Annotated in this window: 21 protein-coding genes; 11 read left to right on the top strand and 10 right to left on the bottom strand. The window is 72.5% G+C overall.

Going from position 1 to position 21,964, the window contains the following annotated elements:
- Nucleotides 1-182: 182 nt before the first annotated feature.
- On the bottom strand, nucleotides 183-377 hold the full coding sequence (locus ABD220_RS06390; protein WP_344120828.1) for a CsbD family protein: 195 nt from the start codon (nucleotides 375-377) through the stop codon (nucleotides 183-185).
- 122 nt (nucleotides 378-499) lie between these two features.
- A complete protein-coding gene (locus tag ABD220_RS06385) occupies nucleotides 500-1,051 on the bottom strand; it encodes a MarR family winged helix-turn-helix transcriptional regulator (RefSeq protein ID WP_344120827.1) in 552 nt (183 codons plus the stop codon).
- A gap of 147 nt (nucleotides 1,052-1,198) precedes the next feature.
- On the opposite strand from ABD220_RS06385, the gene ABD220_RS06380 reads away from it, so the two are divergent.
- Together ABD220_RS06380 and ABD220_RS06375 are read left to right on the top strand one after the other, a co-directional pair.
- Entirely contained in the window at nucleotides 1,199-1,852 is a 654-nt protein-coding gene (locus ABD220_RS06380) for a PIN domain-containing protein (protein ID WP_344120826.1), read from the top strand.
- Between the two features lie 183 nt (nucleotides 1,853-2,035).
- Entirely contained in the window at nucleotides 2,036-2,230 is a 195-nt protein-coding gene (locus tag ABD220_RS06375; RefSeq protein ID WP_344120825.1) for a hypothetical protein, read from the top strand.
- Nucleotides 2,231-2,535: 305 nt separating this feature from the next.
- Here ABD220_RS06375 and ABD220_RS06370 read toward each other — a convergent pair whose 3' ends face one another.
- Nucleotides 2,536-3,420, bottom strand: a complete 885-nt coding sequence (locus ABD220_RS06370; RefSeq protein ID WP_344120824.1) for an acetamidase/formamidase family protein — start codon at nucleotides 3,418-3,420, stop codon at nucleotides 2,536-2,538.
- A 412-nt stretch (nucleotides 3,421-3,832) separates the two neighbouring features.
- Here ABD220_RS06370 and ABD220_RS06365 point away from each other — a divergent pair, with 412 nt between their 5' ends.
- Nucleotides 3,833-5,050 carry an MFS transporter gene (locus tag ABD220_RS06365; RefSeq protein WP_344120823.1) on the top strand — a complete coding sequence of 406 codons (1,218 nt, stop codon included), beginning with the start codon at nucleotides 3,833-3,835 and terminating at the stop codon, nucleotides 5,048-5,050.
- A gap of 55 nt (nucleotides 5,051-5,105) precedes the next feature.
- Here ABD220_RS06365 and ABD220_RS06360 read toward each other — a convergent pair whose 3' ends face one another.
- Nucleotides 5,106-6,563: a heparan-alpha-glucosaminide N-acetyltransferase domain-containing protein gene (locus ABD220_RS06360; protein ID WP_344120822.1), complete on the bottom strand. Its 1,458-nt coding sequence runs from the start codon at nucleotides 6,561-6,563 to the stop codon at nucleotides 5,106-5,108.
- A gap of 185 nt (nucleotides 6,564-6,748) precedes the next feature.
- Nucleotides 6,749-7,180: a hypothetical protein gene (locus ABD220_RS06355; RefSeq protein WP_344120821.1), complete on the bottom strand. Its 432-nt coding sequence runs from the start codon at nucleotides 7,178-7,180 to the stop codon at nucleotides 6,749-6,751.
- Nucleotides 7,181-7,384: 204 nt separating this feature from the next.
- On the opposite strand from ABD220_RS06355, the gene ABD220_RS06350 reads away from it, so the two are divergent.
- The 3 genes from ABD220_RS06350 (at nucleotide 7,385) to ABD220_RS06340 (ending at nucleotide 10,169) form a co-directional block, all read left to right on the top strand.
- Complete coding sequence (locus ABD220_RS06350; RefSeq protein WP_344120820.1) at nucleotides 7,385-8,134, top strand: response regulator transcription factor; 750 nt, start codon at nucleotides 7,385-7,387, stop codon at nucleotides 8,132-8,134.
- On the top strand, nucleotides 8,134-9,663 hold the full coding sequence (locus tag ABD220_RS06345) for a sensor histidine kinase (protein WP_344120819.1): 1,530 nt from the start codon (nucleotides 8,134-8,136) through the stop codon (nucleotides 9,661-9,663). The genes ABD220_RS06350 and ABD220_RS06345 overlap by 1 nt, the downstream gene beginning before the upstream one ends.
- Before the next feature lie 92 nt (nucleotides 9,664-9,755).
- Complete coding sequence (locus ABD220_RS06340) at nucleotides 9,756-10,169, top strand: hypothetical protein (RefSeq protein WP_344120818.1); 414 nt, start codon at nucleotides 9,756-9,758, stop codon at nucleotides 10,167-10,169.
- 118 nt (nucleotides 10,170-10,287) lie between these two features.
- On the opposite strand, the gene mptB is transcribed toward ABD220_RS06340, so the two are convergent.
- Entirely contained in the window at nucleotides 10,288-11,865 is a 1,578-nt protein-coding gene (gene mptB / locus ABD220_RS06335; RefSeq protein WP_344120817.1) for a polyprenol phosphomannose-dependent alpha 1,6 mannosyltransferase MptB, read from the bottom strand.
- A 267-nt stretch (nucleotides 11,866-12,132) separates the two neighbouring features.
- Here mptB and ABD220_RS06330 point away from each other — a divergent pair, with 267 nt between their 5' ends.
- Nucleotides 12,133-13,440 (top strand): glycosyltransferase 87 family protein, encoded by a 1,308-nt coding sequence (locus ABD220_RS06330; protein WP_344120816.1) that lies wholly within the window; start codon nucleotides 12,133-12,135, stop codon nucleotides 13,438-13,440.
- Nucleotides 13,441-13,486: 46 nt separating this feature from the next.
- On the top strand, nucleotides 13,487-14,728 hold the full coding sequence (locus ABD220_RS06325; protein ID WP_344120815.1) for a glycosyltransferase 87 family protein: 1,242 nt from the start codon (nucleotides 13,487-13,489) through the stop codon (nucleotides 14,726-14,728).
- A gap of 195 nt (nucleotides 14,729-14,923) precedes the next feature.
- Here the strand turns inward: ABD220_RS06325 and ABD220_RS06320 are convergent, their stop codons facing one another.
- From ABD220_RS06320 to ABD220_RS06305, 4 genes are all read right to left on the bottom strand, one after another.
- Nucleotides 14,924-15,154, bottom strand: a complete 231-nt coding sequence (locus tag ABD220_RS06320) for a hypothetical protein (protein WP_344120814.1) — start codon at nucleotides 15,152-15,154, stop codon at nucleotides 14,924-14,926.
- 363 nt (nucleotides 15,155-15,517) lie between these two features.
- The gene (locus ABD220_RS06315; protein ID WP_344120813.1) at nucleotides 15,518-16,762 is read right to left on the bottom strand and encodes a heparan-alpha-glucosaminide N-acetyltransferase domain-containing protein; all 1,245 of its coding nucleotides are present in this window, start codon (nucleotides 16,760-16,762) and stop codon (nucleotides 15,518-15,520) included.
- Between the two features lie 153 nt (nucleotides 16,763-16,915).
- On the bottom strand, nucleotides 16,916-18,181 hold the full coding sequence (locus ABD220_RS06310; protein WP_344120812.1) for an MFS transporter: 1,266 nt from the start codon (nucleotides 18,179-18,181) through the stop codon (nucleotides 16,916-16,918).
- A gap of 3 nt (nucleotides 18,182-18,184) precedes the next feature.
- The gene (locus ABD220_RS06305) at nucleotides 18,185-18,544 is read right to left on the bottom strand and encodes a universal stress protein (RefSeq protein ID WP_344120811.1); all 360 of its coding nucleotides are present in this window, start codon (nucleotides 18,542-18,544) and stop codon (nucleotides 18,185-18,187) included.
- Nucleotides 18,545-18,809: 265 nt separating this feature from the next.
- On the opposite strand from ABD220_RS06305, the gene ABD220_RS06300 reads away from it, so the two are divergent.
- Genes ABD220_RS06300 through ABD220_RS06290 form a run of 3 tightly spaced genes read left to right on the top strand, consistent with a single transcriptional unit; the run spans nucleotide 18,810 to nucleotide 21,908 of the window.
- On the top strand, nucleotides 18,810-19,832 hold the full coding sequence (locus ABD220_RS06300) for a tripartite tricarboxylate transporter substrate binding protein (protein ID WP_344120810.1): 1,023 nt from the start codon (nucleotides 18,810-18,812) through the stop codon (nucleotides 19,830-19,832).
- Entirely contained in the window at nucleotides 19,829-20,401 is a 573-nt protein-coding gene (locus ABD220_RS06295) for a tripartite tricarboxylate transporter TctB family protein (protein ID WP_344120809.1), read from the top strand. Before ABD220_RS06300 ends, ABD220_RS06295 begins: the two co-directional genes overlap by 4 nt.
- 1 nt (nucleotide 20,402) lies before the next feature.
- The gene (locus ABD220_RS06290; RefSeq protein ID WP_344120808.1) at nucleotides 20,403-21,908 is read left to right on the top strand and encodes a tripartite tricarboxylate transporter permease; all 1,506 of its coding nucleotides are present in this window, start codon (nucleotides 20,403-20,405) and stop codon (nucleotides 21,906-21,908) included.
- Nucleotides 21,909-21,964: the final 56 nt, after the last annotated feature.

Genomic DNA, 21,964 nt, shown 5'->3' with positions numbered 1-21,964 from the left:
GGGGGGGCCCGGCGTCGTTCCCAGCAATGTCTACCGACTGGTAGGTTATTGTCCGGCGCTGGCTCACACACCGGTGCCGCAGGTCGGTGGCCCGCTCCCCAGCGGATCCCGGCCTGCACGGTGCGCTGCGGCGCAACGGTGCGCCCCCTCCCTCTCCCGGGCCCGGGGGCGCACTCGTCGCCTCAGCTCTTGAAGCCGTCGCCGACGTTCCGGGCGGCGTCCTTCAGGTGCTCACCGGCCTGCCTGGTGGTCCCGGCCGTCTTCTGCGCCGTGCCCTCAGCCTGCAGATCGCGGTTGTCGGTGGCGTCACCGACCGCCTTCTTGGCCGAGCCGACCGCCTTGTCGGTCGCGTTGCGGATCTTGTCGTCGAGTCCCATGGGGATCTCCTTTCGTGCCCCGGCGTCCTGTGCCGGGGATCTGGTGCCGGAGACCTGGTGCCGGGAGGTCCCGCGCGAGCGTCGACCCCCCGGTGCGGTACCCGGCGGTGCGGGCACCGGGCTCAGGCGGCTCCGTGGCCGGGGTGCCGGCAGTCCTCGATCTGCTCCTTGAGCTGGGTCTCGTCGACGGCCTCGACCGCCTCGGCCATCGCGTGCAGGAAGGCGGTCACGGTGGCGGCCTCCTCGGCGGACAGCCCGCGGGCCGCGCTCAGCATCCGCTCGTGCATGGCCCCGAGGGTGGAGCGGACCTCGCAGTCGGCCTCCTCGGTGGCCACGATCACCAGCGCCCGCCGGTCCGTGGGGTGGGGGCGGCGCGCCACGTGGCCGCTGCGGGACAACCGGTCCAGCAGCGTGGTGGTGGAGGCCGAGGAGATGCCCAGCTTGCTCGCCAGGTCCCGCGGGCTCATCGGAGTCCCGGCGCGGTTCGCCTCCAGCAGATAGCGCAGGGCCAGCACGTCCTTCTCCCCCATGCCCATGGAGTCCCGGGTCCGCAGGCGCATGGCGGACTCGGCCGCCCGGTAGGCGCGCAGCGCCTCGAGCACCTGCACCGCCGGGGGACGGTCGCCCTCGGCGGCATACCAGTAGCCGGACGAGGTCTTGCGGTCTGCACTCATAAGCCCAGTGTAGTCCTTCTACAAATCAGGAGAGCTGGTAACTAGACAATCTAGTAACACTGTTGTTCGATGGGAACCGTGCGGTTTCATGCGGAAGCGCACGACGTGGCAGAGGAACGAATCAGGGTACGTGAGGAAGGTCGCACGATGAACCAGCAGCTGCACCCCGGGTCCACCGCCGAGACGGCAGAGTTCTCCCCCCTCCGGGCGGTCCGGGTGGATCACCACGGCACCACGGAAGTCCCCGTGCACTGCGGGCGGCCCATGCCGGTGCGCACCCTCGACTTCACCGAGGTGCAGGACAGCGTCAACCACGCGGTGGCCCAGGCGGCGGTCGACGGCCGGCGGGTGCACGCCTGTGACTGCGGCTTCCTGCAGGAGACGCCGCTGCCCGAGGGCACGGTGCCCTCGATCGTCCCCGACGGCGAGACGATGCTGTTCCGCCCGTTCTTCACCCAGCGGGTCCTGGCCGCGGCCGGGCAGGTCGAGGCCGCGGAGTGGTCCTTCGACCAGGCCCTGGCGGACGCCGCCCCCCTCGCCTCCCCGGACGCCGAGGAGCAGGCCCGGCGCCTCTGCGCCTACGAGGCCGGCCTCGAGGCCGAGCGCTGGCGGCTGGACCAGGCCGTCGAGACCCTGCGCGAGGAGCTCCGCCTGGCCGTGCGCCACGACGTGCCGATCACCCTCCTGGCCCGCGAGGCCGCCCTCGACGAGGCGGACGTGGAGGACCTGCTGCGCTCGGACGGGGCCCCCGCGGAGTCCCCCGCGGACCAGCCGGGATCCGCGTACGCCGCAGCCAGCTGAGTCCCGAGCTCCTTCCGCCGAGTCCCCCCGGCCACACCGCCCCCGCCGGGCCACTTCCTTCGGATCACCTTCTCCGGGCCACCTTCTCCGGGCCGTTGCCACCGGGCCGCTGCCACCGGCTTCTGCTGCCGGGCCGCTACGCTGGAGTGGCCCCGGAACACCCCGCGCCCCGGAAGGACGCCCGTGAAGTCGATCGTCGCGAGCCTGCTCGTGCTGGCCCTGGTGCTGACCTCGGCCGGCGTGCTGCTGACGTCCGTGGACGCCCAGGAGTGGTTGCCCGTGGTGGTGCTCGCGGCCCTCGCCTATCTCGGCACGTTCACCCTGTACCGGCGGGTGCGGGACCGCTACGCCGATCGTTACGCCGACCGCCGGGACTGATCCCGGCGGGAGCGGCCGATGTCCGCCTGGCGGATCAGCCGGTGCACCTCCACGGCGCGGTCCACCCCCTGGGAGACGGCGCGGTCCGCGGCGGAGGATTGGACAGGTCACCGGGCGCCCCGGCCGTGGTGCTCCGGCGGCGACAGCCCGACCTCGTTGTCGGGACCGCGCACGGACGCCCGCGTGACCTGCGTCACCCACAGTAGGGCTTACCGGTCGGTCCGTCGTATTGCATGCGAAATATGACGGTTACGAATGCACATCGATCGCGGTGCGACGTGAGCGTCCCCCTGCGCGGGGGACGCTCAGCGGAAGTCGGCCTTGCGGATCCGGCCGAAGGCGCCCGCGGAGCTGTCCTCCAGTCTCGTGACGGCGAACTCCGCGGCGCTCGAGAGATAGGCGTGGGCGATGGGCCGGTCCATGCCGCGGTCCCGGGCCAGGAAGTCCACCCCGGCGTGCACGGCCTGCTGCATGGCGGCGGTGAGGCAGAACGTCCGCTCGTCGACGTCCTCGGCCCCCGAACGCCCGACGACGATCCAGTGCTCGTCGGTCTCGGCGAACGGTTGCCGGTGCGCCACGGTGGGCACGTCCTGCGCGCCGGTCCGGCACACGGTCACCCGGAAGGTGCCGAGCAGCGGCTGCCCGGCAGCCCCCAGGGCCTGGTGGAGCTCCCGGGGGCAGAAGACGGCCCCGTCCGCGCGGACCGGCAGGTAGGCGGTGCACCCGGTTTCGAGGGGACCGTCGGACGCATCGGGGTCCACCACGTGGAGCACCTCGACCTTGAGCGCGTCACCGGACCGGGCGGCCGGCAGGAGGACCGGTCCCGTGACCACGTGCGGGCCGAGCCCCTCGAGGGCGGGCACGGGGGCGGCGGGCTGCTGTGCGGTCCGCTGCTCCACCGGCTGCTCTCCCGGGAGTGCGGCGGGCTCGCCCCGGGACGCCGGCCGGTCGTCCTGCCCGGGGACCGCGGCCGGTTGCGGGCGCCGGAAGCCCGGCACCCCCACACCTGACGAGGGGTGGGCGGCCCGTGCGGCCGCGGCACGGGCCCGCGCGGCGGCGTCCGGGTCGATCTCGGTGGACGCGGGTTCGGTGCGGGTGGGCGCCACGGCGGTGCCGCCGACCACCCGGAGGACCGGCCGCCGGGCGTGCGGCACCACGGGCGCGGATCCTGGTCCGGCGTGCTCGGTCATGGGCTGCTCCTTGGGGGCGGGGCGAGCGGTTCTGCTCCGACTGTAGGAAGTGCGTGTTACTGCATCGGGCACGTCGTGTTTCCGGAGCATGACGTTCCTCATAACGAGACGAAGCATGCCACGGACGGGCGGGCAAGCCCCACAAATGACAATTGCGACGAAATCGCCCCCGTGCAGGGCAGGTCACGGTGGCGTCGTCCCCGGCAGAGGCAGCCGGAGGCACCCACGACGCCCGGCGGCCACGGGGCACCCTCGAGCGCTCGCCGGCGCTGCCCGGACTGACGAAGATCACACCGACAGGCATGGGAGGCCGGGGTGATCGCGCGTAGCATCGAAAGACACCCTCCCCTTTCGCTCGGGCTCGACGACGTGCTCGTTCCCCGTCCCTGTGCCCTCCTCGGAAGGATCCGCCGTGTCCGCACCCCGCACCGCCCTGCTCCAGGTGGTCAATGCCCCTGGCCCCGCCGGCACCCGCCTCGCCATCTTCGCCCTGGCCATGGGCGGCTTCGGGGTGGGCACCACCGAGTTCGCCTCGATGGGCCTGCTGCCGTTCATCGCCGAGGGCTTCGACGCCTCGATCCCCGCCGTCGGCCAGTCCATCTCCCTCTACGCCCTGGGCGTGGTGGTCGGCGCACCGCTCATCACGTCCCTCGCCGCCCGGATGGAGCGCAAGACGCTGCTGCTGGCGCTGATGCTCACGTTCGTGGTGGGCAACGGGCTCTCGGCCGCCGCGCCCTCCCTCGAGTGGCTCTACGTCGCCCGATTCCTCGCCGGGCTGCCCCACGGCGCCTACTTCGGGGTCGCCGCGGTGGTGGCCTCCTCCCTGGTGGCCCGTGAGCGGCGCGGCACCGCGGTGGCCCGGGTGATGCTGGGGCTCACCATCGCCAACATCGTGGGCGTGCCGTTCGCCGCGGCCCTGGGCGGGGCCCTCGGCTGGCGCTCCGCCTATCTCCTCGTGGTGCTCCTGGGCGTCCTGACCATCGGGGCCCTCGCCCTGTGGGTGCCCCGCACGCGCAACGAGGGCATGGCCTCCGCGGCCCAGGAGGTCCGCGCCCTGGCCCGCCCCCAGGTGGCCCTGACCCTGCTGGCCGGGGCGATCGGCTTCGGCGGCATGTTCGCGGTCTACACCTACATCTCTCCGACCCTCACCGAGCTCACCGGCCTCGACATCGGCACCGTGCCGTGGGTGCTCGCCGTGTTCGGCGTGGGCATGACCGTGGGCTCGCTGCTGGCCGGCCCGCTCATCGACCGCTCGATCGAGCGCACCGCCCTCGGCGCCGGCGCGGTGTCCGGGGTGGCCCTGGCGTTCTTCGCGCTGTTCGTCCACTTGCCGGTCGCGGCCGTCCTGGGGGCGCTGTGGATCGGCATCATGGGCTCGATCTTCACGACCTCGCTCCAGGTACGCCTGCTGCGCGAGGCCAAGGACGCCCCGTCCCTGACCGCCGCCATGAACCACGCGGCGTTCAACCTGGCCAACGCCGTGGGCGCCTTCCTCGGCGGGATCGTCATCTCGGCCGGCTGGGGCTACCGCTCCCCCGCCTGGGTGGGGGTGGGCCTGGCCGTGGCCGGCCTGCTCGTCCTGGGCTACGCGGCGCAGCGGCGCCGGACCGCCGCGGTCGAGACCCGGTAGACCTGCCCGCCGGCGATCCTCGTCGCCCTGCCGGCCGTGCCTCGGCCCGCCTTCCTCAGCCCGGGCGGTGCTCCCGGGACAGCACCCTCCGGCGGGTGGCCCGCACCAGGGCGGCGACCAACCGCTCGAGGGGGCCCTGCCCCACGGCCCGGCGCCAGAGCAGGGCGAAGGCCATGGCCACGGCCACGTGGACCAAGAACCACAGCGGCTGGTCGTAGTGCACCTCGGTGGCCAGGGCCAGCAGGTGCACGGAGTACACGGTGAGGGTCATCGCGCCCATTGCGCTCAACGGCAGCAGCCAGGCCCCGGAGCGGCGGGCCAGCAGGAGGAACAGGCCCAGCGCTGCCATCGCCGAGCCCAGGCCCAGCAGCAGGGCCGGCGGGGTGTTGGTGTACGGTCCGCCGACCGCAAGCCACCACCACGTGGTCGTCGGCAGCGTCGGGTCGGGGCCGAACACGATGATGTCGGTGACGAGCTCCTCGTCCAGGCCGGGCGTGCGGGACACGAGCTGGTCGAAACCGCCGGCCCGCTCGACGAGCATCCACGAGGTCAGCCAGGCCCCGACAGCGAGCAGCACCCCGACCAGCACCAGCCCCGCCTGGACCCGGATCCCGGCCAGGTCGAGCCGGCCGATGGCCAGGCCGGTCAGCAGGTACGCCAGGTACGGCAGCGCGGGAAAGGTCCCGGTCAGCAGCAGCCGGGCCGCGGTGGCTCCGGGGTCCCCGAAGAGATCGAGGTAGTCCGGGTTGTAGCGCTCGACGGCCGGCAGGACGTCCCGCAGCACGTGCACGAGCACGGGACCGGCCAGGGCGAAGCACCCCGCCCAGGCGAACAGGACCCGCGCGGACAGGCGCAGGAACGGGATCGCCAGCAGGAAGAAGGCCCCGTAGTAGACGAGGATGTTGACGGCCGGGACGTCGTCGATGGTCTCGCCGGGCAGCACGTGGTTGATCGCCAGCCCCAGGCCCGCGATCAGCAGCGCGCGGACGGCCACGCCCGCCCGGTCGGCGGTCATCGCCCGGCCGGTGTGCGGTGCCCGGCCACCGGTGCTGAAGGCCAGGCCCACGCCGGCGAGGAGCGCGAACAGCGCGGCGGAACGGCCGGCGAAAAGGGTCCACTGCGCCGTGGGCTCGAAGGTCCCCGGGTCCCACGCGGGCAGGATGTGGATCGCGACCATCCCGATCAGGGCCAGGCCGCGGGCGGCGTCCACCCCGACGAGGCGGCGCTTGTCCGGCGCGGCGGCCGGGGTGGCCGGTCCCGTGGTCGAATCCGCCGCCGAGCGGACAGCCGAGCCGGCAGGTGACCCGGCGGCCGAGGCGGTGGCCGCGCCGTCAGCCGGCCCGGCAGACGACCCGGCGGCCGAGGCGGCGGACGAGGCGGCGGACGAGTCCGCAGCCGGGTCCACGGTCGAGCCGGCGGCCGGGATCCCGTCCGCGCGAGAAGCCCCCAGCCGCTGCGCCGCGATGGGCGCCCACGGCACGGTCCTCGGCGGGCGGCCCTGGGATTCGGTCATGACGGCGGCCCCCTCAGCGCGACGCGACGGCGGGCCCCCTGCCCGCCGGACCGGTCCGGAGAACCGGTGTTGACGCCACTTTTGCGCTCGCGCATGTGGTGAGCTTTTCGGAATGCTGTGCTTCCGCTGTGACGCAGGATCCGTGTTCCGGCCGGGAGCCGACCGGCTGCGGCTCCTTCCGGCGCCTACACGGCCTCGGGGCGCCCCGACGGGCGAAGGGCGCTGAGGACGGCGCGCACCCGGCGCGGTACGGTCGCGACTGCGGCTGCGGCTGCGGCTGCGGGAACGGTGGCCGTGGCCGGCGACGGGACCGCGACGGGGCGCTGGGCCGCCGTGTGCCGGTAGGCCATGGCCTGCAGCTCCACCACCGGGTACTCGAGGCTGCGCCGGGCGGCCTCGGACGGGCGGGTGGTGGCGAAGGCGGTGGCGGCGTCCTGCAGGGCCCGGGCGGCGATGAAGGGGGCGGCTGCTTCGACGTGGGGCCGCACCGCGTGGCGGTAGACGGCGCGGTCGGACTCGGCGCAGTCCTCCCACCGGGGCGCCCAGGGGTGGGCGGCCCGCTCGTACTGGGCGCGGGCGGCGGCCTCGACGGCGTCGGTGATGGTGATGGTGCGCATGTCCGCTCCTGGGTGTCGGGTGGATGGCTGCTTCGAGTGGTCCCACTGTCCGTCCGAAGTCTCTGCCGGAGCTGTGCCGACAACCCCGGTCCGCCTGAGAGCCCCCGCCCCACGGCACAGCCTGCGCACAGCTTCCACAGGAGGTGCGCCTAATCTGTTGGGCAACAGTGGCACTGTCACATCCGCCCGGCACCGGGAGTTCCCATGTCCTACTCCTCCAGCTTCTCCGTCCTCACCGAGGTCCTGCCTCGCCTCACCCACCCGGACGGCTCGCCGATCCGGGTGCTGGTCGTGGACGACGAGCCGGCCCTGGCCGACCTCGTGGCCATGGGCGTGGGCATGTGCGGGTGGGACGCCCGGATCTCCCACGAGGGCTTCGACGCCGTCGCCCAGGCCCGCGAGTTCGCCCCGGACGTGCTGGTGCTGGACCGGATGCTGCCCGGCCTGGACGGCCTGGAGGTCCTGTCCCGGATCCGCCAGTCCTATCCCGAGGTGCCGGTGCTGTTCCTCACGGCCAAGGACACCGTGGCCGACCGGATCGAGGGTCTGGCCTCGGGCGGGGACGACTACGTGACCAAGCCCTTCTCGATCGAGGAGGTGCTCATCCGGCTGCACCGGCTGGTCCAGCGCTCCGGGGCCGCCGCACAGGACAGCACCACCCTGGTGGTCGGGGACCTGGTGCTCAACATCGACAGCCGCGAGGTCACCCGGGCCGGGGAGCCGATCGAGCTGACCACCACCCAGTTCGAGCTGCTGCGCTACCTGATGGAGAACCCGCGCCGGGTGCTGTCCAAGGCCCAGATCCTGGACAACGTGTGGCACTACGACTTCTCGGGTCAGGCCAACATCGTGGAGCTCTACATCTCCTACCTCCGCAAGCGGATCGACGCCGGCCGCGCCCCCATGATCCACACCGTGCGCGGGGCCGGGTACGTCATCAAACCCGCGTCCTGATGCCGCAGGGCCCCCGGACCCCACCGCCGTCCCGGCCGCGCCTGCGTCTGGCCACCCGGCTCATCGCAGGAGTCCTCGTCCTCCTGGCGGTGGTCCTGCTCGTGCTGGGAGCCACGATCGTGGAGCTCACCCGCCAGGACCTCTGCGACCGGCTCGACGGATCGCTGCGCCAGGCCACCGGGCGGGCACTGACCTTCACCCGGGGGGACCCGGCCCTGGAGCGGGACCCTCTCGACGCCCCCGGCCAGCCGGTGGGCGTCCTGGTGGCCGTGCTGCAGGAGGAGGAGGTGGTCACCGCGTCCTACCGCACCGGCTCCGGGGAGCCCGCGCCGCTGCCCGAGGAGGACGTCGCCGCCCTGCGGGCGGCGGGCGCCTTCGCCGCCGAGAGCCCGGACGAGCGCGGCTTCGGGGACCGCCGACGCTCCACGGGCACGGAGCAGGGGCGGCTCTCCGACGTGGTCCTGTCCGTGGGCGAGTACCGGGTCGAGTCGGTCGCCCGCAGCGCGCGCAGCGGCAGCCAGGTGCTGGTGACCGGGCTGCCCACGGAGTCGGTCGACGACACCGTGGCGGAGCTCGTGACCACCATGACCGTGGGCAGCCTGCTCGCGCTGGTGATCACGGCGGTGGTCGGGACCGTCGTCGTGCGCCGTGCCCTGCGGCCGCTGGAACAGGTCTCGGCCGTGGCCGCCGACGTCGCCCGTCTGCCGCTGGCCTCCGGGGAGGTCTCCCTGGCCGACCAGCACGTGCCCGCCGAGCTCGCCCGGCCCGGCACCGAGGTCGGGGAGGTCGGCCACGCCCTGAACTCCCTGCTCGACAACGTCGACTCGGCCCTGGCCGCGCGCCAGCACTCCGAGACCCGGCTGCGCGAGTTCGTGGCCGACGCCTCCCACGAGCTGCGCACTCCCCTGGCGGCCGTGCGCGGCTACACGGACATGCTGCAGCTCACCGAGCCCCTGACCGGCACCGGCCGGGTCTCCCTGGCCCGGGTCGAGCAGCAGACGCTGCGGATGACCGCCCTCGTCGAGGACCTGCTGCTGCTGGCCCGGCTGGACGAGGGCCGCCCCCCGGAGCTGCGGGACGCGGACCTCGGCGAGCTCGTGCTCGAGGCCCTCACCGACGCCTCGGCCGCCGGCCCCGACCACGACTGGGCCCTGGACGTGCCGGAGGATCCGGTTCCCGTGCGCGCCGACGTCAGGCAGCTCCACCAGGTGCTGGCCAATCTGCTCTCCAACGCCCGCAAGCACACCCCGCCCGGTACCGCGGTGACCGCCGCCGTGCGGGTCACCCGGGACGGCTGGGCGGAGGCCTCCGTGCTGGACGCGGGCCCGGGCATCCCGCAGGAGTTCCAGGCCAGGCTCTTCGAGCGCTTCAGCCGCCTGGACACCTCCCGGCAGACCCGGGAGGGCAGCACCGGGCTGGGCCTGTCGATCGTCCGCTCGGTGGTGCAGGCGCACGGCGGCACGGTGGACGTGGAGTCCCGTCCGGGCCGCACGCTGTTCACCGTCCGGCTCCCGCCGGGGATCGCCTGACCGGCCCCTGCGGCGAGGGCTAGAGTGTGACGACGCAGGTCGACGACACGCAGCCTCGGACCGGCGTCACCGGAGAAGTGAGGAGCACGCTCATGACCCACCACCGCACACCGATCCTCGCCGCGGCCGGTCTGGCCGCGGCACTGGCCCTGACCGGTTGCCAGGACGAGACCCGGCTGACCCAGCTGGACCAGTCGGAGGTCTCCACCGAGGAGCTGGTCGGGGAGGAGATCACCCTGACCAACGAGGTGGAGGAGATCTTCGGCGAGGAGTTCCTGACCATGGGCGCCGAGCAGACCGTGGTCTTCGTGGCGGAGATGCCCGAGGGCCTGAGCCCCGGCGACGAGGTCGAGGCCACCGGCACCGTCGAGGCGGGCGACCTGTTCAGCGAGCCGGGCGACCGTGAGCGGCTGCTGCGGCTCACCGACGAGGAGACCGCCAACTATCTCGTCAACCGCGAGTCCGAGCCCTATCTCACGGACGCGACGGTCACCGTGGTGGAGTAGGCGCCGGCTCCACCGCAGGGACCTCTCCTCGGCCGATCCGCCCACGCATCCGTGGGGTGGGCGGCACGTGCTCCGCGCTGCGCTGGTCCACGGCGCGGGACCGTCCTGTCCGCGGGCCTCAGCGGCGGCGGCGTCGGCGGCCGAGCCAGCCCGTCGGGCCGCCGTGCACGAGCAGATGGCGGGTGTGGGGATCCAGGAGCATCAGGTAGCCGGTGAACAGCAGGGCGGTCACGAAGGCGATCGTCGACGCGTCGACGGCCAGCTCGATGAAGGGCCACACGGACAGCTGGTCCTGGGCGCCGAAGATCACGAAGAAGGTGATCACGATGTACAGGCAGCGGATCTGCCAGTTGTCCTTGATCCCGGTCACGGCGAGGAAGGGCAGGAACCAGAGGATGTACCAGGGCTGGATGATCGGGGAGAGCAGTACCACGGCGGCGAAGGCCAGGCCGAGCCTGCGGACCACCCGGTGGTCGTCGCCGCGGAACATCAGCAGCAGGACCAGGCCGATGGCGGCGTACTGCAGGACGTCACGCAGCACCGACGCCATCGACGCACCCGGCAGACCGACCGCGTCCGCGAGGTGCTGGACCTGCTGGCCCAGGAACCCGGAGGGCGAGTACCCGGTGAATCCCGGGGTGGGGTCCACGATCGCCCACACCCACCCGAGGCCCAGCTGATAGGGAAGGCCGCTGAGCAGCAGCACTCCGAAGCTGATCACCGCCGTGGCCGCCCAGAGGGCGAACTTCCGCCCCCAGGACGCTTTCGGCCCCGCCCACAGGAGCCCGATGAAGGGCAGCAGGAGGATGGTGATCGGCTTGATGCCGATGGACGCGGTCACCAGCAGGACACCGGTGACCGGGCGGCCCGTGGCCGCGAAGTACGTTCCCGCCACGGCCAGCCCGAGCATCAGTGCGTCGTTGTGCGCACTGGCCACGAAACTGATGAGGAACAGCGGATTGGCCACCGCGATCCACAGCGCCCGGGCCGGGTCGATCCCGTGCAGCCGCGCGAGCTTGGACACGTACACGACGCAGAGGAGGACACCGGCGCAGGCCAGGATGCGGAACAGCAGGACGGAGAGATCCGGTTGCGCGCCCGTGAGATCCACGACCGCGCGCGCCAGCCACAGGAAGTACGGCCCGTACGGCGTCCGGGCCTCGGCCCAGGCGGGGTCCGCCCCCAGCATGAACCAGTTCTCCAGGACGGAGATGCCGGTCGTGTACGGGTTCTGCTCGGCCAGCATCAGACGCCCCTGCCCGATGTAGGCGTACACGTCCCGGGAGTAGATCGGCACGGCGAACAGCAGGGGCAGGGACCAGGCGGCCACGGCCAGCACCACGGAGCGCTGGGCGCCCGCCGGCCAGCCCTGGAGCCTCTGCCCGAGCCGGAGCCAGGAGCGCACCAGCAGCATGGCGCCCACGGTCAGCAGCACGGTGGAGGTGTAGACGCCCCACCCCTCGACCCGCAGCGCGATGACCAGCGGATGGCGGACCATGGGCGAGCCGTTGGCGATCCACCCCGCGCCGACCGATCCGACGAACATCATCAAGGAGCCGATGAAGCCCTGCAGGACGGCGACGTGCGCTCGAGGGTGCAGGTGGGGGGCCTGCGTGTCCGGGCGGAGGGGAACGGTGGCGGCGGCCCGGTCCCCGCGGTCCTGCGGTGCCTCCGGATGCGAACCCCCTGCCGTCATGACGTGCGCTGATCCCCTACGTGTGTCACTGCTGGGCGGACAGGTGTGCGGAACGCTCGCCAGGAGCGTGTTCCCAGCTATGATGCCACCTCGGCGCCTCGGCGCCTCGGCGTCGCGGGGTGTCGGCGGCGTCCTGAGCCGGATCCGGGGGCGGACGCGGGGGCTGATCATGACGCGCGCATCCGTGCGGACCGTTCCCGGACACGTAGCATGGTGGTGCAGTGGACCTGCGGCCCTGCGACTCCACCCCCTTGACGAGGATTGCCCATGTCCACGGACACGACCTTCAGCATGCTCACCCGGTTCCGGAACGGGCGCGCACCCCAGCGCGGGCCGGCCTGGTCCGGATCCCCGCGCGGACTGCTCATCGGCTTCATCGCGGTGCACCTGGTGTTCCTGGGCTTCGCCCTGGGGCTGTCCCTGTCCGGTGCCGCCTTCAGCGACACCTACATCTACCGTGAGTGGGCCCTGGCCGGCTTCGACGAGCAGAACCTGGGCCCGGAACCCAGTCCATGGGTCTATCCGGTGCTGGCGCTGGTGCCCATCGCGATGGCCGGTGCGGCCGGCCCCGGACCGTTCTTCTTCCTGTGGGTCCTCATGATCACCGTGCTCAACGGCTGGGCCGTGGGGAAGCTGACGAACTGGGGACGCGACCGGACCGCATTCCCGGCCGCGTGGTGGTGGCTGGGCTTCGTGTTCCTGATGGGGTGGCTGGGCTTCGCCCGCGTCGACGGGCTCACGGCGCCCCTGGTGCTCATCGCCCTGGTCCACGGTGTGGCCCACCCGGTCGCCGCCTCGGTCCTGCTCAGCGTCGCCACCTGGATGAAGGTCTGGCCGGCGGCCGTCGTGCTCGCCCTCGTCACCGTGGCGCGCCGGCGGGTGGCGGTCGTCGTCGCAGGTCTGCTCGTCAGCGCGGCGGCGGCCGGTGTCGCCGCCGCCATGGGAGCGCTGCCGAGGCTCTTCGACTTCCTCACCCAGCAGGGGGACCGGGGCATGCAGCTGGAGGCCACGTTCACCACCCCGTGGCTGTGGCAGTCCGTGCTGGGAGTGGGGGGATCCCAGATGTACATGAACACGGAGATCAACTCCATGCAGGTCGACGGCCCCGGCACCGCGACGATGGCCGTGCTGATGCAGCCGCTGCTGCTGCTGGCCGCCGCCGTGGTGACCGTCCTGATCGCCCGGGCGCTCCGCAACGGCGAGCGCTCCGGCGACACCGACCGCACCGAGCTGCTGCTGGCCGGATCGCTGACCATGGTCGCGGCGTTCATCGTGTTCAACAAGGTCGGCTCCCCGCAGTTCATGGTGTGGCTGGCCCCGGCCGTGGCCGTGGGGCTGACCCACCACTGGAAGGCGTGGCGGGTGCCGGCGGTCATGCTGATGGCCATCGCCGTGGCCACGTTCCTCGTCTACCCGATGTTCTACTGGGAGCTGAGCCACAACGACCCGGTGATGGCCCTGGTGCTGACGCTGCGCAACGTCCTGCTCGTGGTGCTGCTGGGATGGTCGGCGCGCCGCCTGTACCAGCTGGGCAGCCCGCGCCCTGCTGCCGCGCTCGCCACGAAGGAGGCCTGAGATCTCGGCCGCCTTCTTCGACCGGCTGACCGGCGTCCGCGACGCCGTGCTGCCCGCCCGCGCCGTCGCCTGGTTCGCCCGGCCGTCCAGCGTGTGGTGGGGTTTCGCCGTCGTCCACCTCTACTTCCTGGGCTGGATGATGTCCTTCGTCATCCACGGCGACGCCTTCAGCGACACCGAGCAGTACCGCGCCTGGGCCATGGCCGGATACGACCCGGATGACCGCGGGGACGGGATCAGCCCGTGGGTGTACCCGGTGCTGGCGCAGGTCCCGATCCACCTGGCCGGGATCGCCGGCCCCGGCCCCTACCTGCTGGTGTGGACCTTGATCATCGCCGCGCTCAACGCGGCCGGGCTGGTCTGCCTCACCCGCGGCCCGTGGGGCCGCCGGGGCATCGCCCCGGCCTGGTGGTGGCTCTTCTTTACCGTCTTCCTGGGCTACCTCGGTTTCGCCCGGGTGGAGGGCATCGCGGCTCCGATCGTGCTCGTCGGCCTGCTCTGCGCGGCCCGCCGTCCGGTGCTCGGCTCCGTGCTGCTGAGCATCGCCACGTGGATCAAGGTGTGGCCGGCCGCCGTCCTGCTGGCCCTGTTCATCGCCTGCCGGCAGCGCGTCCAGGTGGTGGCCGCCGGGGTGGGGGTCACGGCCGCGGTGATGCTGGGCACGTACCTCTCGGGCGGCCTCCGGCACATCGCGGACTTCCTCGTCAACCAGGGGGAGCGCGGCATGCAGCTGGAGGCCACGTTCTCCACCCCGTGGGTGTGGTTGAGCGTCCTGGACGTGGCCGGGGCCCGGATGGCCGACAACGTGGCCATCAACTCCACGGAGGTCTACGGCCCCGGTGCCGAGATCGTCGCGTTCCTGATGCAGCCGCTGCTCGTGCTCGCCGTCCTCGCGGGGGCGGTGCTGCTGGTCCGTGCGCTGCAGCGCGGGGCCGAGCGGGAGGAGCTCTTCTACGAGGGGGCGCTGATGATGACCACGGTCTTCATCGTGTTCAACAAGGTGGGCTCCCCGCAGTTCATGATCTGGCTCGCCCCGGTGGTGGTGGCCGGCCTGGTGCACGACCGGCGGCGCTGGCGGACGCCGGCGGCGCTGCTGATGGGCATCGCGGTCGCCACGTTCGTGATCTATCCGCTGTTCTACACCCCGCTCATCCACGCCCACCCGGTGATGGCAGCCGTGCTGACCACGCGCAACGTGATGCTCGTCGTCCTGCTGTGGTGGTCCGTGCAGCGCACCGTGGAACTGGGGCGCAGGACCCGGCCCGTACCACAGACCCTCGACGCCTGAGCCCGCGGGCACCGCCGAGGAGGCCGTTCCACGGGTGGAGCCGCATCCCGGACGACCACGGCCTGGGCGGGGTCGTCGGGACGCCCGGGCCGCTGAGGAGCGCCGGGACGTCCAGGGCGCGGGAGCCTCCGGCGTCGGCGGCTCCGCGTCGGCGTGGCCGATGACGGAGCCGCCGAGCGAGGGATCTCGAGGCCGTCAGCCGGTCTCTTGCTGCAGGCGCTGAGCGAGCATCTTCTTGCCCTGCTCGCCGGCCTTGCGGTTGTTCTCCTGGATCTTGCGGAACCACTCGGCCAGCTCGTTGTCACCGGCCTTCTCGGCGTCCTGGATGTAGGTCTCCAACTTCCACACGTTGTGGAGCGAGGCCTCGAGGGCCCAGATGAGGTCGTAGTTGGGGTCCTTCACGGGACTCTGCGGTTCGTTGGCCATGGTGTCTTGCCTTCCCTGTCGAGTCGGGATGCTGCGATCACTTCTGACGTGCCGGTGTTCCCCGGCGCTTCCCACGCTAGGAGCCTGGTCCGGCAGTGACAAGGGGCGGCTCGTCATGACCGTGGTGCACCTTTCCCCCCGTCCCGTTCGCGGGTTCCGGGCGGAGCTTGATCCCGTGGGCCCGCTCGGTCCGAGCCATGAGGCCGGACCGTGCCAGCTCGTGGTCCCGTGGTCCGGCGGGGCGCGAAGTCGGTGCGGGCCGCCGGCGGTGAGGCCTCGCTGCGCGACGGATCCGTGGGGAGCTCCCGGGGCGGGCCGCCGCCGGGACGGCGGTCGAGGCGCTCCGTCCGCCGGACGACGACGTCACCGGCTCGCCCCGGCGTGTCCGCCGGCGCCCGGGACCAGTCGGCGCCCGGCGTCCGCGGCCTGGGCCACGACCCGCTCCAGCGGTCCCCGCCCGAAGGAGCGGTGCCAGGCCACCGCGAACAGCGCCGCAACCACCACGTGGATGGCGAACCACAGGAGCGGCACCTCGTAGTGGAGCATGGCGGTCAGGGCCAGCAGGTGCCCCGAGTACAGCGTGAGGGTCATCGACCCCATCGCGCTCAGCGGCAGCAGCCAGGCACCGATCCGGCGCGCCAGCAGGAGGAACAGGCCCAGGACGGCGGCGCCGGAGCCGAGGTCCTGCAGGATCGCCACCGGGGTGTTGGTGTGCGGGCCGGGGACCAGCAGCCACCACCACGAGGAGTCGGGCAGCACCGGGTCCGGGCCCCAGACGATGATCTCGTCGATCTGGTCCTCGCTCAGCCACGGGGTGGAGCTCAGGAGCTGGTCGTAGCCCCCGGAACGGAGGACCAGCACCCAGTAGACCAGCCACGCGCCCACGGCCAGGGCGAGCCCCGCCCACAGCAGCCGGCCCTGGACCCGTGCGGATCGCAGGTTCAGCCGGCCGAGGGCCACCCCGGCGAGCAGGTAGGCCAGGTACGGGGCCGCCGGGTAGGTGCCGGTGAACAGCACCTGCGCCAGGACGGTCCCGGGCTCGGCGAGCACGTCGGCGAAGGTCGGGTTGTACACCTCCGGCGCGGGCAGCACCCTCCGGAGGGCCTGCATCAGCACGGGCCCCACGACGGCTGCCGCGGCGGCGAGACCGAACAGCGCCCGCACCGGCAGGTGCAGGAAAGGGATCGCCAGCAGGAAGAACATGCCGTAGTGGACGAGGATGTCGTACGCGGGCGGGTCCCCCGGCATGACCTGGTTGATCAGCAGCCCCACCACGGTGATCAGCACGGCCCGGACGAGCAGACCGACCCGGTCGGCGGTCATCGTCCGGCCCCGGTGGGGGGTGCGCCCGCCGGTGGAGAAGGCCAGGCCCACCCCGGCGAGCAGCGCGAACAGGGCCGCGGCGCGGCCCGCGAACAGCTCCCACTGGAGCGTGGGCCCGTAGGTCTCCGGGTTCCAGGCGGGGAGGATGTGGGTGGACATCATCCCGACCAGGGCGAGACCCCGGGCGGCGTCGACCCCCACCAGCCGGCGTCTGTGGACCACCGGCAGGGCCGGGCCGTCCTCTGCTGGCCGGGCACCGGGTGCGGGGTGGTGGACGTCGACCATGGCGGCGGGTTCCTTCTGTCGGACGTGCCGACGGGCTCCCGCCCGCCGGCCCGGACCTTCCGGTCCTTCTCGTCCTCCAGCTGACCAGGCCGGATTGTGCCGCCGTTGTGGCGCTCCTGTGCCGGGCCTGTCGACGTGGCCCCGCGCGCCCGGCTAGCGCCGCAAGGTCTTCTCCAGCCCGCTGACCAGCAGCACCGCGCACGTGAACCAGATCGCCCCGGCCGGGCCCAGCGGCGCGGCCACGAGGCCGGCCAGCAGGGGCATCGCGACCTGACCTGCCCGGTTGCCGACCAGCCGCACGGCGAGCGCCGAGCCCCGCCACGCGGAGGGCACCGCGGTGGACACCAGCGTCATGGTGATCGGCTGCCCCAGGCCCAGGCAGAAGCCGCCCACGAACAGGAGTGCCGCGGCGAGCCACGGCATCGTGATCACGGCCGGCGGGACGGCCAGCGTGCACCCGGCGCCGTAGAGGCTGACCAGCAGCAGGGCCCGCCGGGACAACCGGTGGGCCAGCCACGGCAGCAGGACGCGGGAGACGATCGAGGCGCCGCCGCGCACGGCCAGCAGGACACCGATCCACGCCGGGGAGACCCCGGCCCGCTCCCCCACCAGCGGCAGGAAGGCCGTGAGGATGTCGAGCATCGCCAGCAGGGCCAGGGACGCCAGCATGTGGGACGGGACGCCGGGCACCCTCAGGATCCGCAGCATCGACGCCCGCGGCGCCGCCTGGACCGCCTCGAGCTCACCGGTGGCGGGAACGGCCTGCTCCGAGGCCGCGGCACCGTCGTCGTTCCGGGCGCCGCCGCCCGCGGGCCCGGCCGCGCGCGGGCGCAGGAGCATGACGGGCACCACGAGCAGCGAGAGCCCGGCCCCGATCCACAGGGACAGGGTGATGTCGGCGATCCGTTCGGGCGAGGCGACGTCGCTGCCCGAGCCCAGGAGCACGCCGACCAGCAGCGGGCCCACCAGCTGACCTGCGGAGAAGGCCGCGGTGAACCAGCCGAAACCCTTGTCCAGCTGGTCCGGCGGGGAGAAGCGGGCGACCGCCGACTGCCCGGCGATGGTGAACACCAGGTGCCCCATGCCCAGCAGGGCGCTCGCCACGGCGACGAGCACAGCACTGGGCGCCAGGGCCAGGGCCACCGCGCCGAGGGCGAGGACCAGGGCCCCGACGACGACCATCGTGCGCAGGTCCCGCACCCGGTCCGTCATCCGTCCCAGCCACATGGCGGTGGCGAGCGGCAGCACCGCGTAGGCGGCCGTGACCAGGCCGACCGTCACGGAGTCCGCGTCCAGGGACAGCAGCTTGTAGGTGGTGACCGGGCGCACCAGGTTCAGGGCGGTCTGCGTGAGCAGGGCCCCGGCCACGAGGAACCACAGCCACGCCCCGGACCGGGCCCCCGGAGGCGTCGGGGCCACGCCTCAGGAGCGCCGGGGCTTGACCGCGATCACCGGGGCGTTGGCCTCGAGCAGGATCTGCTGGGCGGCGCTGCCGAGCAGGAGCTTGCCCACGGGGCTGCGGTGCTTCACGCCGATCACCACGGCGGAGGCGTTCACCTGCTCCGCGGCGTCGAGGAGCTCGCCCACGGCGTCCCGGTTGCGGGAGTCGGGGGTGCGGAAGCTGACGGGCACGCCGTTCAGCAGGCCCTCCTCCGGGTCGAGCTGGGCGCCCCCGAGGTTGAAGACCAGCAGGTCCTCCTGGCGGCGTCCGGCCTCCTCGACCGCGGCCGCGAGCGCGGCCTCGCCCTCGGGGGTGCTGGTTCGGGCAACGACGACGGTCATGGGAGCCTCCGCGGTGGGGTGGGGACATCGGGTGGTGGGAAATCGATGCCTGGGGAAACGGCGTACAAAACGAGATCCACCCTACGGCCGAACGTGTGAGGAGCGTCTCTTTCGGCGTGAGCAGAATGCGCAGAACCAGCACAACGATCACTACGCGCGAAAGCGCACACAAGGGCCCCTGCGTGATCCGGGTCACTTATCGTCGTCAGGAGCGGCTCGGACCGAGCCATGTACCCGCAACCTACGACCCAGGAAAGTGGATCCCGTGAGTTCACCACCAGATCAGGCCCAGCCGGGCGCACGGCGCCGGCACCCCGTCGCCATGACGGTCTACGGCGTCGTCGCCGCCGCAGTGATCGGGCTGGCCTCGTTCACGTCGATCCAGGCGGCGAGCGGCGGCTCGGACCTGCGCGCCAACATGACTCTCATCGCCCCGGCCAGCGCCGGCGGCGGATGGGACACGTTCGTGCGCGAGCAGCAGCAGGCGATGCGCACCAACAACATCGTCAACAACGCCCAGGTGGTCAACATCCCGGGCGCGGGCGGGACCATCGGCCTGGGCCAGCTCACCACCATGGAGGGCCAGGCGAGCACGATCATGTCCACCGGAACGGTGATGCTGGGCGGCATCGCGCTCAACGACTCCCCGGTGGGCCTCGACGACGTGCGGCCGATCGCCCGCATGGCGGAGGAGTACGACGCGCTCGTCGTGCCCGCCGACTCCCCGTACGACAGCCTCGACGAGCTGATCGCCGACTGGAAGAAGGACCCCAAGGCCTTCCCGTTCACGGGCGGTTCCGCCGGGTCGATCGACCACCTCATCATCGCGGACCTGGCTCTGCAGGCCGGGATCGACCCCGCGGACATCACCTACATCCCCAAGACCTCCGGCGGCGAGGCGATCCAGACGATCTCCTCCGGTACCGCGAAGGCGGCCACCTCGGGCTTCACCGAGTTCGCCGACCAGGTGGAGGCCGGGCGACTGAAGATCCTGGGCGTGGCGGCCCCCGAGCGGCTGGAGGGCTTCGACGCCCCGACCTTCAAGGAGCAGGGCTACGACGTGGAGCTGACGAACTGGCGCGGGATGGTGGCCCCTCCCGGCATCACCGACGAGGAGTTCGCCGAGCTGCAGGCCATCATCGCGGAGACCGTGGAGACCCCGGAGTGGCGCGAGGCCCTCGAGCGCAACCAGTGGCAGGACGTCTACCTGACCGGGCCCGAGTTCGAGCAGTTCATCGAGGAAGACCGGGCCGAGATCGAGGCCCTCATCGAGGAGTTGGACCTGTGAGCACATCAACGACGACCCCCGGGGTCGCAGGCCGCGGCCAGGGCGATGTCCCCGGCGGCCCCGCCGCCGCACCGGCCGGAAGGAAGTCCTGGTGGGACGGCCGCAGCGGGCTGGTCGTGCCGCTGCTGCTGGCGGCCTTCAGCACCTACCTGCTGCTCGGCATCCTCACCATGGAGGTCCCCGAGGGCACCGACTTCCCGGGCCCGAAGTTCTTCCCCGGCATCCTCATGGTCGCCGGCTACGTCCTGGCCGCCCTGCTGGTGCTCCACTACCTGCGCTCCCCCGAGCACCCCGAGGAGCTCTCGGAGAGCACGTACCGGACGCACTCGGACTGGTCCGCGGTGGTCTGGTCCGCGGCGGGGTTCCTGGTCTTCGCCCTGACCATCGAGTTCCTCGGCTGGATCCTGGCCGCCGCCGTGCTCTTCTGGGCCGTGGCCCGCGGCTTCGGCAGCCGCCGGGCCCTGTTCGACATCTCGCTCGCCCTGGTCCTCTCCAGCGCGATCTACCTGGCATTCTCTGCCGGCCTGGGCCTGAACCTCCCGTCCGGCATCCTGGGAGGCGGTTTCTGACATGGAGACACTCGAATTGCTCGCCGGCGGCTTCGCCGGCGCACTGACCCCCATGAACCTGCTGTGGGTCCTCGTCGGCTGCCTCCTGGGCACCGCCGTGGGCGTCCTCCCGGGCCTGGGCTCCTCCATGGCCGTGGCCCTGCTGCTGCCGATGACCTTCGCCCTGGACCCCACCGCCGCCTTCATCATGTTCGCCGGCGTGTACTTCGGCGGCATGTTCGGCGACTCGACCATGGCCATCCTGATGAACACCCCGGGCCAGGCCTCCGCGATCGCCTCCACGTTCGAGGGTCACAAGATGGCCAAGGACGGCCGGGCCCCGCAGGCGCTGGCCACCGCGGCGATCGGCGCCTTCGTCGGCGGCATGATCGCGGCCTGCGTCGTCGTCTTCCTCGCCCCGGCGCTGGCGGACTTCTCCGCGAACTTCGGCCCGGCCGAGTTCTTCGCCCTGGCGATCTTCGCCTTCATCGCCACGTCCTCGGTGGTCTCCGACTCCGCGGTCAAGGGCCTGGCCGCCCTGATCCTGGGCCTGGGCTTCGCCACCGTGGGCATCGACTCGATCTCCGGCACCGAGCGCTTCAGCTTCGGGGTCCCGCAGATGTTCGACGGCATCTCCCTGGTCACCGTCACCGTGGCCATCCTGGCCCTGGGCGAGGTGTTCTTCGTGGCCTCACGCATTCGCCGCGACCCTGCCGCCATGCAGATCTCGGCCGCGGGACGCCCGTTCCTGTCCCGTGCCGAGCTCAAGGAGGCCGCCCCGGCCTGGGCCCGCGGCACCGCGATCGGCCTGCCCTTCGGCGTCATCCCGGCCGGCGGCGCGGAGATCCCCACCTTCATCTCCTACGACGTCGAACGCCGCATCGACCGCCGCCGTCCGAGCCCGATGTTCGGCAAGGGCGCGATCCGCGGTCTGGCCGCCCCCGAAGCGGCCGGCAACGCGACCACGGGCACCGCGATGGGCGCTCTGCTGGCCCTGGGCCTGCCCGTCTCCGCCACCGCGGCGATCATGCTCGCCGCCTTCCAGCAGTACGGCCTCCAGCCGGGTCCGCTGCTGTTCGACCGCGCCCCCGAGCTCGTCTGGGCGCTGCTGGCCAGCTTCTTCCTCGCGATGATCGTGCTCCTGATCATCAACCTGCCCTTCGCCCAGTACTGGGCGAAGCTGCTGCTGATCCCCAAGCCCTACCTCTACGCCGGGATCACGGTGTTCTGCGGGCTCGGTGTCTACGCGACCTCCGGGGCGGTGTTCGACCTGCTGCTGCTGCTGGGCATCGCGCTGATCGGTTTCGTGATGCGCCGCCACGGCGTGCCCCTGGCCCCGCTGATGATCGGCATGGTGCTGGGCCCGCTGGCCGAGACCAGCATGCGCGACGCCCTGCTGTCCTCCAACGGCGACTACTCGATCTTCGTGACCGGGCCCATCCCGCTGGTGCTCTACGGCCTGCTGTTCATCGTGCTGGCGCTGACCGTCCGGTCCAAGATCGTCAACCGCGCCCGCCAGGACGTGTAGTCCTCCGGACGACCCCCTGCGTGCGGCAGCGCCCCGTCCCGGGACTCCCGGGGCGG

The organism is Kocuria aegyptia (assembly GCF_039530085.1).
GTDB lineage: Bacteria > Actinomycetota > Actinomycetes > Actinomycetales > Micrococcaceae > Kocuria > Kocuria aegyptia.
The sequence above is the reverse complement of the archived record's forward strand: the minus strand, read 5'-3'. Positions and strand labels throughout refer to the sequence as shown.

What these genes read in the sequence shown, in the direction of transcription:
- ABD220_RS06385 (WP_344120827.1), bottom strand. Translation starts at nt 1,051, where the DNA reads ATGAGTGCAGACCGCAAGACCTCGTCCGGCTACTGGTATGCCGCCGAG.
- ABD220_RS06350 (WP_344120820.1), top strand. Translation starts at nt 7,385, where the DNA reads ATGTCCTACTCCTCCAGCTTCTCCGTCCTCACCGAGGTCCTGCCTCGC.
- ABD220_RS06290 (WP_344120808.1), top strand. Translation starts at nt 20,403, where the DNA reads ATGGAGACACTCGAATTGCTCGCCGGCGGCTTCGCCGGCGCACTGACC.
- ABD220_RS06390 (WP_344120828.1), bottom strand. Translation starts at nt 377, where the DNA reads ATGGGACTCGACGACAAGATCCGCAACGCGACCGACAAGGCGGTCGGC.
- ABD220_RS06315 (WP_344120813.1), bottom strand. Translation starts at nt 16,762, where the DNA reads ATGGTCGACGTCCACCACCCCGCACCCGGTGCCCGGCCAGCAGAGGAC.
- ABD220_RS06340 (WP_344120818.1), top strand. Translation starts at nt 9,756, where the DNA reads ATGACCCACCACCGCACACCGATCCTCGCCGCGGCCGGTCTGGCCGCG.
- ABD220_RS06380 (WP_344120826.1), top strand. Translation starts at nt 1,199, where the DNA reads ATGAACCAGCAGCTGCACCCCGGGTCCACCGCCGAGACGGCAGAGTTC.
- ABD220_RS06355 (WP_344120821.1), bottom strand. Translation starts at nt 7,180, where the DNA reads ATGCGCACCATCACCATCACCGACGCCGTCGAGGCCGCCGCCCGCGCC.
- ABD220_RS06360 (WP_344120822.1), bottom strand. Translation starts at nt 6,563, where the DNA reads ATGACCGAATCCCAGGGCCGCCCGCCGAGGACCGTGCCGTGGGCGCCC.
- ABD220_RS06345 (WP_344120819.1), top strand. Translation starts at nt 8,134, where the DNA reads ATGCCGCAGGGCCCCCGGACCCCACCGCCGTCCCGGCCGCGCCTGCGT.
- ABD220_RS06370 (WP_344120824.1), bottom strand. Translation starts at nt 3,420, where the DNA reads ATGACCGAGCACGCCGGACCAGGATCCGCGCCCGTGGTGCCGCACGCC.
- ABD220_RS06320 (WP_344120814.1), bottom strand. Translation starts at nt 15,154, where the DNA reads ATGGCCAACGAACCGCAGAGTCCCGTGAAGGACCCCAACTACGACCTC.
- ABD220_RS06305 (WP_344120811.1), bottom strand. Translation starts at nt 18,544, where the DNA reads ATGACCGTCGTCGTTGCCCGAACCAGCACCCCCGAGGGCGAGGCCGCG.
- ABD220_RS06330 (WP_344120816.1), top strand. Translation starts at nt 12,133, where the DNA reads ATGTCCACGGACACGACCTTCAGCATGCTCACCCGGTTCCGGAACGGG.
- mptB (WP_344120817.1), bottom strand. Translation starts at nt 11,865, where the DNA reads ATGACGGCAGGGGGTTCGCATCCGGAGGCACCGCAGGACCGCGGGGAC.